The organism is Aeromonas dhakensis, assembly GCF_000820305.1.
GTDB classification, from domain to species: Bacteria; Pseudomonadota; Gammaproteobacteria; order Enterobacterales; family Aeromonadaceae; genus Aeromonas; species Aeromonas dhakensis.
This window is the reverse complement of the sequence record NZ_CDBH01000064.1, coordinates 234,720-246,421: the sequence shown is the minus strand read 5'-3', so window position 1 is coordinate 246,421 and position 11,702 is coordinate 234,720. Positions and strand designations below refer to the sequence as shown.

Below are 11,702 nucleotides of genomic sequence, written 5' to 3'. Positions count from 1 at the left end.
GGGAAAAATGCCGTAAAAACAAAGAGGCCACCCGAATGGGTGGCCTCTTCACAGGAACGTTCGTGGTCGATTAGACGCGAACGAAGTCCAGGTGCAGCAGCTTGTAACGTACCGGGTGACGCTGGATAGCTTTCACTTTTACGTTAACTTCTTCGCCGTTGATAACCAGAGTCAGTACGGACTCATAGAATTCCGGCTTTTCTTGGGCCAGGATGAATTTCTTGTGGTCAACGGTGATGGACACGGCTTCTTTGCCTGCACCGTAAACGATGGCAGGAACTTGGTCAGCGTGACGCAGGCGGCGGCTCGCACCTTTCCCCAGGTCAGAACGGACTTCAGCTTGGAATACGAAAGACATAGTATGTATCTCTTTTAGATGAATTTATGGTGCAGACTGCGACCGGTCGGCACCTCGCAAAACGAGCGCGAATACTATCACGGCCCCCGAGCAGTGACAAGAGACCTCAGCGTCCCTGCTCCAATCTGGCAAAACGCTGCAGTCGTTGAGCCGGGCTTAGGGCATCGAAACGGGCCAGCGTCTGCGGCGCCGGGCAGTAGAGGGTATCTCCCGCCTTCACCTTGATGCCCTGACCCATCAGCGCCTGGTTGTCGTCGACGATGGCCAGCAAATAGCTGTAGGTATCCCCCGCCACCCCGGTCACGGTCCCATTCTGGGCCAGCATGGCGGCGATGCGCCAGAGGGTCTCTCCTGCGGCGACCTGATGACAGACCCGCTTGCCGCCAGCCGCTGGCGCCGCCAGCGTCAGCGTGCTGCTGACAGGCACCATCATCCCCTGCCCATCCCCCTGCGATGACACAAATTGCGCCAACCGGGTAGCAGGCGCCTGCCAGCTGGCCTGCTGCGACAAGGCGGCCAGCAGGGGTTCCCCTTGCTCACTTGCTTTCGGCTGGCCCGGTGATGGTGGCACGGCAAACTCCGCCATGAAGGGCACGGCCAGGGTCGCCACCTCTTGTGTCGGATGAGGTTGATAGGCCGCCGGGGTAATGGGTGCCAGCCCGTAGGCCGCTTCGTCGATGCGCCGCAATCTTGCCAGATAAGCTTTGGAAAGCTCGGCCTCCCCCTCGAACAGATCGAAGGGAGGCACCAGCCGTGCCGGAAACAGCACCTGCCAGCGTCCCTTCTTCTTCTTGAGCTCGAGGGTGGGAAATTGATTGCCCCGCCAGGCCACGAACATGGCGGGCGGGGTGCGATGCAGCGGGTAGTACTCCGGGTTCAACTGTACCCAGGTTTGCTCGGCAATAGGCTGATAGCCACTGATGTTGACCATCGCCATCCCTAACCAGAATCCAAGCATCCTTGCTCCTCCGTTAGCGTCCAGGCAGCCGGTAGCGCACCCGCGGCCTTTCTCCTCAGCAGATTAGCACTGGGCGATGGCGTTTAGCACCCGTTTATCGGAGACCGGATAGGGGGTCCCCAGATTCTGGGCAAAGAACGACACCCGCAGCTCCTCGATCATCCAGCGGATGTTGGCCACCTCGGTGGGCACCAGCTGGGATTTGGGGATCTTGGCCAGCAGCGCCTTGTATTCCGACTCCACGCTGTGCACCTTGAGCATGTAGACCCGATCCCGATTCGGGTCGATGGCCAGCTTCTCCAGGCGCCGCTCGATGGCACGCAGGTAGCGCAAGAGATCCGGCAGCCGCTGCCAGCCGGTCTCGGTCACGAACCCCTTGTGAATGAGGTTGCCGAGCTGCTGCTGGATGTCGGACATGGCAAAGGCGGTGTCGAGCTGCATCTTGCCCTTGAGTCGCTTCTTGATCTCATGGGAGAGGGTCAGCACGGCTTCCACCTGCTTGGCTACCTCCACCACGGCGTCGTTGAGCTCGGCACGGACATACTCCTTGAGCGCCTCAAAACCGGCCTCGTCCCATGCCATACCGCCGTGCTGCTCGATGAGCTTGTCGCAGCCACAGGCGATGCAGTCGTCAATCAGCTCCGCCACCTTGCCAAACGGATTGAAGTAGAGCCCCAGCTTGGCCTTGTTGGGCAGCTTCTCCTGCAGGTACTTGATGGGAGATGGCACATTGAGCAGCACCAGCCGGCGCTGACCGGCCCACATCAGCTGCTGTTGCACCACCGGGCTCTCCACCAGCTGGATGGCGACCGAATCCTTCTGATCCACCAACGCCGGATAGGCCTTCACCTCGAAACCGCTGCGCTTCTGGCTGTACTCCTTCGGCAGCTCGCCAAAGCTCCAGAGGGTGAGGCCGGACTGCTCGATGTCGTCGTCCGCCACTTGTGACAAGGTCTCCTGCACCTTGCCGCGCAGGGACTCTTTCAATGCCTCCAGGTCTTTGCCTTCCGCCACCTTCTTGTGCTTGTCGTCCACTACCCGGAAGGTGAGTGTCAGGTGATCGGGCACCGCAGCCCAGTCCCAGGATTCGCGGGGCACGGCCACGCCGGTCATGCGCCGCAGCTGGCGCTCCATCTCATCCAGCAGCGGCCCCTGCTCGGGGTTGATGCTGGCGAGCAGCGCATCGGCATAGTTGGGGGCCGGTACGAAGTTCTTGCGCATCGGTTTTGGCATCGACTTGATGAGGGCCACCAAGAGCTCGTGACGCAGCCCCGGGATCAGCCACTCGAACCCCTTCACCTCCACCTGATTCAAGAGCGGCAGCGGAATATGCAGGGTCACGCCATCGGCGGCCTCCCCCGGCTCAAACTGATAGGTCAGTTTGAGCTTGAGGCGCCCCTGCTGCCAGAAGTTGGGGTAGTCGAGATCGCTGATGTGGGCCGCATCCCCCTTCATCAGCATCTCTTTTTCGAAGTTGAGCAGCTCGGCGTCCTGCTTCTGCGCCTCCTTCCACCACTTGTCGAAATGACGGGCGGAGATCACATCCTCCGGTAGGCGGGCGTCGTAGAAGCGGAACAGATCCTCGTCATCCACCAGGATGTCGCGACGGCGCGACTTGTGCTCCAGCGCCTCCACCTCCGCCAGCAGCTTGCGGTTATCGCTGAAGAAGCGGTGGCGGGTCTCGAAATCCCCCTCCACCAGGGCGCGGCGGATAAACAGCTCGCGGCACAGGGCCGGATCGATGCGGCTGAAGTTGATGGTGCGCTCGTTGACCAAAGTCAGGCCGTAGAGGGTCACCTTCTCCTTGGCCATGACGGCGCCGTTCTTCTTCGACCAGTGGGGGTCGCTGTGGTGCAGCTTGATGAGGTGGCCCGCCAGCGGCTCCACCCACTCGGGTTCAATCTTGGCGTTGATGCGGGCGTAGAGACGCGACGTCTCCACCAATTCTGCGGCCATCACCCACTTGGGCGGTTTCTTGAACAGGCCCGAGGCCGGGAACAGATGGAAACGGCCGTTGCGGGCACCCAAAAACTCCGGCTTCTCCAGATCCTTGTTGCCAATGTGACTCAAGAGGCCGGTCAGCAGGGCGCAGTGCACCGTCTTGAAATCCGCCGGCTCCTGGTTGGCTTTAAAACCCAGCTCTTTCACCGTCTGACGCAATTGGAAGTGAATGTCCTGCCACTCGCGCACCCGCAGGTAGGAGAGAAACTCCTTCTGGCACATGCGCCGGAACGGGTTGCTACCAAGGGCATCCTGCTGCTCTTTCAGGTAGTTCCACAGGTTCACAAAGGCGAGGAAATCGGAATCCTTGTCTTCAAAGCGTCTGTGCTGCTCGTCGGCGGCCTGCTTCTTCTCCATGGGCCGCTCGCGGGGATCCTGAATGCTGAGGGCGGCGGTGATCACCATCACCTCGCTCAAACAGCCGGTCTGCGCGGCGCTGATCACCATCTTCGCCAGGCGCGGATCAAGGGGGATGCGCGAAAGCTGGCGACCAATTTCGGTCAGCTGCAGCTTGGCTTCGCGATCGCCGGTGGCGGGCAGCTCGCGCACCGCCTCCAGCTCTTTCAAGAGGGTCAGGCCATCCTTGATATGGCGTGACTCGGGCGGCTCCACGAAGGGGAACGCCTCCATGTTGCCAAGGCCGAGTGCCAGCATCTGCAGGATGACGGAAGCCAGGTTGGTGCGCAGGATCTCGGGATCGGTAAAGGCCGGACGGCCGTTGAAATCCTCCTCGGAGTAGAGGCGGATACAGATACCGTCCGCCACCCGGCCGCAGCGCCCTTTACGCTGGTTGGCGCTGGCCTGGGAGACTGGCTCGATGGGCAGGCGCTGCACCTTGGTACGCCAGGAGTAGCGGCTGATACGGGCCGTGCCCGGATCGATGACGTAACGAATGCCCGGCACCGTCAGCGAGGTCTCCGCCACGTTGGTGGCCAGCACGATGCGCCGCCCGGCGTGGGGCTGGAACACCTTGTTCTGCTCGGCGTTGGAGAGGCGAGCGTAGAGCGGCAGTACCTCGGTGTCGCGCAAGTTGAGCTTGCGCAGGGCATCGGCGGTATCGCGGATCTCCCGCTCGCCGTTCATGAAGATGAGGATATCTCCCAACCCTTCGCGGGCCAGCTCTTCGACGGCATCGAAGATCCCCTGCAGCTCGTCGCGCTCCTCCAGCCCTTCGCTCTTGTCACTGCTTTTTTTATCAACAAACAGCGGGCGGTAGCGCACCTCAACCGGGTAGGTGCGGCCGGACACCTCGATCACCGGCGCCTTGTTGAAGTGGCGGGAGAAACGCTGCGGGTCGATAGTGGCCGAAGTGATGATGACCTTCAGATCGGGGCGCCTCGGCAGCAGTTGCTTCAAGTAACCCAGGATGAAGTCGATGTTGAGGCTGCGCTCGTGGGCCTCATCGATGATGATGGTGTCGTACTGGGTGAGCATCCGGTCGTTCTGGATCTCCGCCAGCAGGATACCGTCGGTCATCAGCTTGATGTGGGTCTGCTCGCTCACCTGATCGGTAAAGCGCACCTTGTAGCCCACGTAGTGACCGAGCTCGGACTCCATCTCCTCGGCGATGCGGGCCGCCACGGTACGGGCCGCCAGACGGCGCGGCTGGGTGTGGCCGATAAAGCCTTTCACCCCGCGCCCCAGCGCCAGGCAGATCTTGGGGATCTGGGTGGTTTTGCCCGAGCCGGTTTCGCCGGCGATGATCACCACCTGATGCTCTTGAATCGCCTTGGCGATCTCCGCCTGCTTCTGGCTGACCGGCAGGTTGTCCGGATAGGTGACCCTGGGCACGCCCGCCAGACGGGACTGATAGCGCGCTTGTGCAGCATCCAGGTCGGCGGCAATGGTCTCGAGCACGGCGGCCTGCTTGGCTTCCGGCAGCTTCTTGGCCCCGTGCAGACGGCTGGAGAGACGGCGGGCGTCGAGGTTCATGCAGGCAGATAGACGGCGGCGCAGCGCCTCGATAGAGAGAGACAAGGTACGAATTCCTTAAAAGAGTGCCCATCAAGGGCCATATCGATAGCTGGGGGAGATCCTAAAGAGCGAGGCTGGACGGTGCAAGCCTTAAAGCGGCGCCGAGGAGGATGAAGCCTGTATCACAGCTGGCATCGGCATTCCCCATGCGGCAATAAAAGAGCAGGCATGGTGCCTGCTCTGTGCTGCCAACGTGCTGACGAGGTGAAAACAGCGTCCTCAGGCACGAGCCTTGTGTACGAAACAGGTCCCCAGCTGGGCGTGGATGGCCTGCATCACATCGTGGCGGCTGATGACCCCGAGCAGATGCCCCTCCTCCACGACCGGATAGATCTTGGGCTTTTGTCCCATCATCATCTCGGCCAGCTCGAGGATGCTGGTATCGGGGCCGACGGCCAGCACCTCCTTGCGCATCACATCCCTGACCTGGGCCACCTGTTCACAGTGATAGGCCTCTTTCAACATGACGGCGATACAGTCCTGCTCTGACACCCAACCCACCAGGTGACCCCGTTCGTCCACTACGGGGCCGCCAAGCTGGCGACTGTTGAGAAACTTTTCCACCGCCGCCTGCACCATCATCTCCGCGCTGAAGGTGATGGGACGAGTCTGCATGTAATCCTTTGCCTTGAGTGATTCCATCGTGCGTTCCCCCAACCTGCCTCCCGGGAGGGAGGCGCGAGCCGGGCACTATGTCCGGCTCACTCCAAGCATAGCTCGCATGGATCAGGAGATGGATTGCAGCAACAGCAGCAGCTCGTTCTGGCTGTGGCAGTCGGTCTTCTTGAACACCCCTTTCAGGGTCGAGCGCACGGTTTCCACCTTGACGCCGCGTAGCTCGGCGATGTCGTTGCTGCTGTAACCCTTGCTCATCAGCACCAGCAGCTCTTTCTCGCCGATGGTGAGCGGATAGAGGCTGGCCAGCGCTTCGATGTCGGGGTTGAAGGAGTGTTCGGGATCCCGCAGCACCACCTCCACATACCGCTCGAAGCGATTGAGACCGCTCATCAGGGTACACTGGATCAGCAACGGCCGCAGATTGGGCTGACGAGGAATGGACATGTAGGCACTGGCGCCGGGCAGCAGATAGGCGAAGCCATTCAATATCTCTTTGAACTGGCGCTGCTGCTCCTTATTTTGCAGCGAGAAAATACCATTGCCCGCTCGCAGTTCCACGTTCTCGTCGGCAATACGATTGAAGGCCACGTTGGAATAATGGATATGCCCTTTGTCATCGACGATGGCGCTGGGTTTATTATGGTTTTTTACCAGCTGTTGCAGCTGATAGTTCTGGGTTTCCAGGGCCAGCAGGTTCCAATAATGTTGGCTCCAGGCCGCCAGGCCAGAATAAACTTCGCCAAGGGAAGAAATTTCCTGCGCGCTGAAATCATCCTGCGTCGCCGCACGATAGGTAGACAGGCTGCTCAGCCCCCGCCCCTTCACCCGGCAGACACCGCCGGCCGCAAACTGGGCGCCGAAACTGGCCAGCAAACCCGCCGAATTGGAGAGGCTGTTGGCACTGACGATCCCCTGGCAGCCCTTGTCCAGATAGTGATTGAACCACACATCCTGGCGATGGTGCTGGACATAGAACTGCTGCTGGGCTTCGGTCAAACCACTGGAAAAAAGCTTGATGCCGTCGCTCTTGTCATCATCCCGCAACAAGAACAGCGACGAGCTGCCTGACACATCGGAGCGGAACTGATCCACCACCAACTTAATGTCAGAATCATTAATACCGCACTCATATAACTGGCTTATATAGGGCGATACCCTTTCTTTTACTAATGCCTTCACACCCGAACTCCTAATTTCTTATTTTTATTGAAGTGGCATCTTACTCTGCAATGAGAAACGCGAAAAGTAGTCAAATGAACAAAGGTTTTATAACTGATCCATAAATAGTAATGATGAAACGACATAAGAGCGCTCGAAAGCGAAAATCTTAAATTCAAGTTAATGTTTTTTATGATTTTTGTCGCTGATGTTGTACTTGTCTGTGGCAAACAACAGGCTCCGCCGACGCGACAATGGTGCAACAAAGCAGCCCTCTCGTGCCATTTGCTGCGACAAGTTGCCCAGGGGTGCCAATCAACGCGACTATGTCACTCCACAGACCTGGTTATTCTGGGTCGCTCCACGCCTAAGCGCCTGCCACCTCTCGCCCTCGGCCATGCAGGCCCCCTGCCCGACCGCTCCCTGCGCCCCTGATCATTTCTCAAATCCAACCGACTCCCTTTGCCGCCAACCTCATCGCTTACGCGCTGTCGTCGCCACTCAAGGTGTTTAATTTTAGTTAATTTTGTGTTTAATTCACTCCTGAAACACTTAATGTATATACAAATAACAACCCAACACACGGACTGACACCCACCGCAAGGAGCAGGTATGGAATCGGACAACCTACTGTTAACCCCCATGAAGCCAGGCGCAGGCATCAAGCTGCTGCTGACCAGCCTGCTGGGCATCGCCATCTTCTTCATTCCGGTCGAGCTGGGGGGGCGCAGCACCATAGTGGTGGATCATCTGGCCGGCCTGGTGATGACCCAACGCCCCCTGGCGACCGGCCTCATCCTGTTGCTGATCGGGTATGGTGCTGTGATGCCCTTGCTCGATGGCCGCTGGCGTGCGCGCCCCATCGATAGGGTATTGAGCCTGTTCAAGCTGCTGGGCTTGGGAGTGGCCTTGATCTATGTCACCGGGATAGGGCCGGCCTGGTTGATGACCCCGGATCGACTGCCTTTTCTGTTCGACAAGCTGGCCATGTCGGTGGGCCTCATCGTGCCCATCGGCGCCATGGCCCTCACCTTTTTGCTCGGCTTCGGTCTGCTGGAGCTTATCGGCGTATTGATGCAGCCCGTGATGCGTCCCCTCTGGCGCACGCCAGGCCACTCCGCCATTGATGCCGTGGCCTCGTTCGTCGGCAGCTACTCGGTGGGTCTGCTCATTACCAACCGGGTTTTCCTGGCAGGCAAGTACACGGTGCGCGAAGCCGTCATCATCGCCACCGGCTTCTCTACCGTGTCGGCCGCCTTCATGATCATCGTGGCCAAGACCCTTGGCCTGATGGCGCAGTGGAATTTCTACTTCTGGTCCACCCTGATCATCACCTTCATCATCACCGCCATCCTGGCGCGCGTGCCTCCCATCGCCACCATGGCTCATGAAGGCGACACCGACGAACCCTTGCCTGCCGGCCAACGCCGCTGGCAAGCGGCCATGGCTGCCGGGCTCACCCAATCCAGCCAGGCCGACCCCTTGCTGAGCCAACTGCGGGACAACCTCAGGGACGGTCTTCACATGGCTGCCGCCGTGGTGCCGACCATACTGTCGGTCGGTTTGCTGGGCCTGCTGCTGGCCCAGCACACCCCCCTGTTCGATCTGATAGGCTGGCTGCTATGGCCGCTCACCTGGCTGCTCGATCTGGGAGAGCCGCTGGCTACCGCCAAGGCGCTCTCGGCCGGTCTGGCGGAGATGTTCCTGCCGGCCATCCTGCTCAAGGATGCAGATTTGCTGGTGCGCTATGTCGCGGCCGTGGTCTCGGTCAGCTCGGTGCTCTTTTTCTCGGCCTCCATCCCCTGCATCCTGGCCACCCGGATCCCGGTGAGTGTGGGACAACTGGTGGTGATCTGGCTGCTGCGTACCCTGCTTGGTATTGTGCTGGCTGCGCTTTGCGGTCGCCTTGCCATTGCACTCGGCTGGCTGGCTTGAAGGATCAAAGAGGCTCACGCATCAGCACGTTGGCTGAAACACTAAATAGGGAGGCTTGCCTCCCTGTTTATTTAATTTATCGACCCCCTCTCCAACACTGAAAATAATGCATGCCCTGCCCATTAACGATCATCAAATTGATACCGTCTGAGCATCACCAATAATGAGCAACAATGGGTCAGGTGCATGATGTGCCGCTTGAAAAATTTATAAACAATATAAATCCATTTAAAAAACCGTATGGCAAACGTGACCAAGGCAAGTCTTGAATCAGGCCTGTCATGTCGCCCGCGAGCTCACGGTGACAGCTACGTCAGCCCCGCAGCAGGCCTCAATGCAGCCGTCTTTTAGGTTGACGAACCAACCTGACAGCAGAACAGCAGTACCCCATTTTTATTTTTACAGGCAATATTTGGTAACAACTTCCTCATTATCATTCCCCCATGGCTGTGATACTACAGTTGACTGCCGATCTCTTATTTTTGGTGACACAGATTAAATATGGATATTGTCATGACACATCATCGCCATGCATTTTTCGACAGGGCCGACAGGCAACCGCAATTCATGCGGTCAGGAGGGTCCCATGCTGCCCACTAGACCCGCAGTCGAGACTCATCTCGGTGCCTTGCTTATCATGGTCTTCGTCATCGTGCTGATGGGTCAGTTTGGCCACCAGCTATGGACGCCAGACGAACCTCGCGAAGCCGCCATCGCCTGGGAGATGTTCAACAGCCGTGAGCTGGCCATCCCGACCCTGGCCGGCAGCAGCTTTATCGAAAAACCCCCGCTCTATTACATTCTTGCCATCCCCTTGCTGGCCCTGCTGCACGATACCCTGGGCATTACGGTGACGTTGCGCCTGGTGGGGGCCCTCTGGGCCCTGGGCACACTGCTGTTCACCGGCCTGCTGGCCAAGCGGGTATTGGGTTCAGGCACTGCGGCGCTCTGGTCGGTCATTGCACTGGGAACCATGGAGGGCTTCATCATGAACAGCCACTGGATCCGGGTAGACACCAGCCTCGCCTTTTTCGTCGCCTTCACCATGTGGGCTTTCGCCGAATGGTACCTGGGTGGTCGATCACGGATGCTCTGGTTCGCAGGGCTCGGTCTCTCCCTCTGTTTTCTGGTCAAGGGGCCCATCGGCCCCATCACCCTCTTCTTTGGCTGGCTGGCACTGTTCATCCCGGCGCTCAGGCGTCATCTTGCCGCTAACGAGGGAAACCGTTTCGTGATGCAGCACCTCGGCATGAGCCTGCTGTTCGTCATGCCCATCGCAGGCTGGCTGTTGGCCCTGTGGCAACATCCCGAGGGAGACGCGCTCTGGCAACAGTGGTTCTGGCAAAATCAGGTGGGCAGGTTGACAGGCAGCGCCGCCGAACTGGGCCACATCAAGTCCGGTGAATACTTCTTCTACCTTGCCGGGCTGGCTGAATACACCCTGCCCTGGCTGCCCCTCGTGCTCTATTGGGGCTGGCAGACCATCAGGCAGAAACAGTGGAGCGCCTCCCGCCTGTTCCTGCTCATCTGGACAGTGGGCACCCTGCTGCTGCTCAGCGTGGCCTCCACCAAGCGGACCCTCTACCTCTTTCCGCTGATGCCGGTCTTTGCCCTGATGATCGGGCAACTGAGCCTCAGCTGGCCTCGCTGGCTGAATGGCTATGGCCGTGGCTGGACCCTGTTCATGTTCCTGTTCGCTTTGGCCCTGCTCATGGCCCCTTTCTACCTGCCGCTGTTGCCGGTGGAGATCCCCGACCAGACCCTTGGCGTCATCAGCACCCTCGGCTGGCGTCATGTGCTGGCGGCGGTATTGCTTATTTTCGCGGCTGAACAGTTATGGCGCTGGCGTGAAATTGAGGGAGCCACCCTGCTGGCCAGTGCATCCGGCATCATGTTCTTGCTGGCATTTACCCTGGCCTACCCCGCCATTGATGCCGCCAAAGCGATGAAAGGCGATACGGAGCGTTTCTTGCTGAAGATCCCCATCGAGCAGCGTGCCCGGATTGCCGGCTGGAACTTTGGTGAAACCGAGCGGGGACTCTTTTCGGTGTACGGCGACTGGCAGATCAAAAACGTCGACACGGCGCGGCTTCATGACATCTTGACTTGCCGTGACCCCATCTTCACCAGCCTGCTCATCAATCAGGACGACAAGAACTTCCAGTTGGCCAGCTTGCTGGCCGGGCATACCTACCGGTTGCTGGCCACGGGGCACCCCAGAGTGGACAGAGATGCCCGCGCCATCTACTGGGTCAAGGGGCGCTGCGACCATTGATGAATTGCACGGGGATAGACCCCATCGGAGAAAGGCCATTGAGATAGACGCTGGCTCAAGGTGGCCAGTCAATTTGCCAACGCAGGCTGAACAGCCTGCTCCTGCATCACCAGATCAGACCGCATAAAGTAAAGAAGCCAGGACTATCGCACTCCTGGCTTCTTTGCTTTTTACGCGCTTACCAGTGTTCAACGCCTGTCAACATGACACGCCTGCACGATATTCCCTTGCCAATGTCCCTCAGATAAGAGTCGCAGCCAAAAACCCGGCCATGATTGCTTGCCCGGGCTATCAACATGACCGGCTTTTTAATGAAGAGCTCCCACCGCCATCAATTCGATTCAACCTGGCGTCCTCGGTTCACGCTATAGACATTGAGCATTCAATAGAGAGTCATGATCAGATGGCCTGCGATAAGGCGCAGA

The 11,702-nt window shown here is 59.1% G+C and carries 7 protein-coding genes; 2 read left to right on the top strand and 5 right to left on the bottom strand.

Annotation, left to right across the window (positions count from 1 at the left end; genetic code table 11):
* Positions 1-70: 70 nt before the first annotated feature.
* From rplY to BN1143_RS19290, 5 genes are all read right to left on the bottom strand, one after another.
* A complete protein-coding gene (gene rplY / locus BN1143_RS22220; RefSeq protein WP_005301003.1) occupies positions 71-358 on the bottom strand; it encodes a 50S ribosomal protein L25 in 288 nt (95 codons plus the stop codon).
* A gap of 106 nt (positions 359-464) precedes the next feature.
* Positions 465-1,316 (bottom strand): hypothetical protein, encoded by an 852-nt coding sequence (locus tag BN1143_RS19305; RefSeq protein ID WP_025201712.1) that lies wholly within the window; start codon positions 1,314-1,316, stop codon positions 465-467.
* Between the two features lie 63 nt (positions 1,317-1,379).
* On the bottom strand, positions 1,380-5,294 hold the full coding sequence (gene hrpA, locus BN1143_RS19300) for an ATP-dependent RNA helicase HrpA (protein ID WP_042051773.1): 3,915 nt from the start codon (positions 5,292-5,294) through the stop codon (positions 1,380-1,382).
* Positions 5,295-5,510: 216 nt separating this feature from the next.
* Positions 5,511-5,933, bottom strand: a complete 423-nt coding sequence (locus BN1143_RS19295) for a CBS domain-containing protein (RefSeq protein ID WP_005301012.1) — start codon at positions 5,931-5,933, stop codon at positions 5,511-5,513.
* An 84-nt stretch (positions 5,934-6,017) separates the two neighbouring features.
* A complete protein-coding gene (locus tag BN1143_RS19290; RefSeq protein WP_005301015.1) occupies positions 6,018-7,088 on the bottom strand; it encodes a helix-turn-helix transcriptional regulator in 1,071 nt (356 codons plus the stop codon).
* A gap of 591 nt (positions 7,089-7,679) precedes the next feature.
* Between BN1143_RS19290 and BN1143_RS19285 the strand changes: the two genes are divergently transcribed.
* Both BN1143_RS19285 and BN1143_RS19280 read left to right on the top strand, forming a co-directional pair.
* On the top strand, positions 7,680-9,002 hold the full coding sequence (locus BN1143_RS19285; protein ID WP_042051772.1) for a YjiH family protein: 1,323 nt from the start codon (positions 7,680-7,682) through the stop codon (positions 9,000-9,002).
* A 586-nt stretch (positions 9,003-9,588) separates the two neighbouring features.
* Entirely contained in the window at positions 9,589-11,277 is a 1,689-nt protein-coding gene (locus BN1143_RS19280) for an ArnT family glycosyltransferase (protein ID WP_042051771.1), read from the top strand.
* Positions 11,278-11,702: the final 425 nt, after the last annotated feature.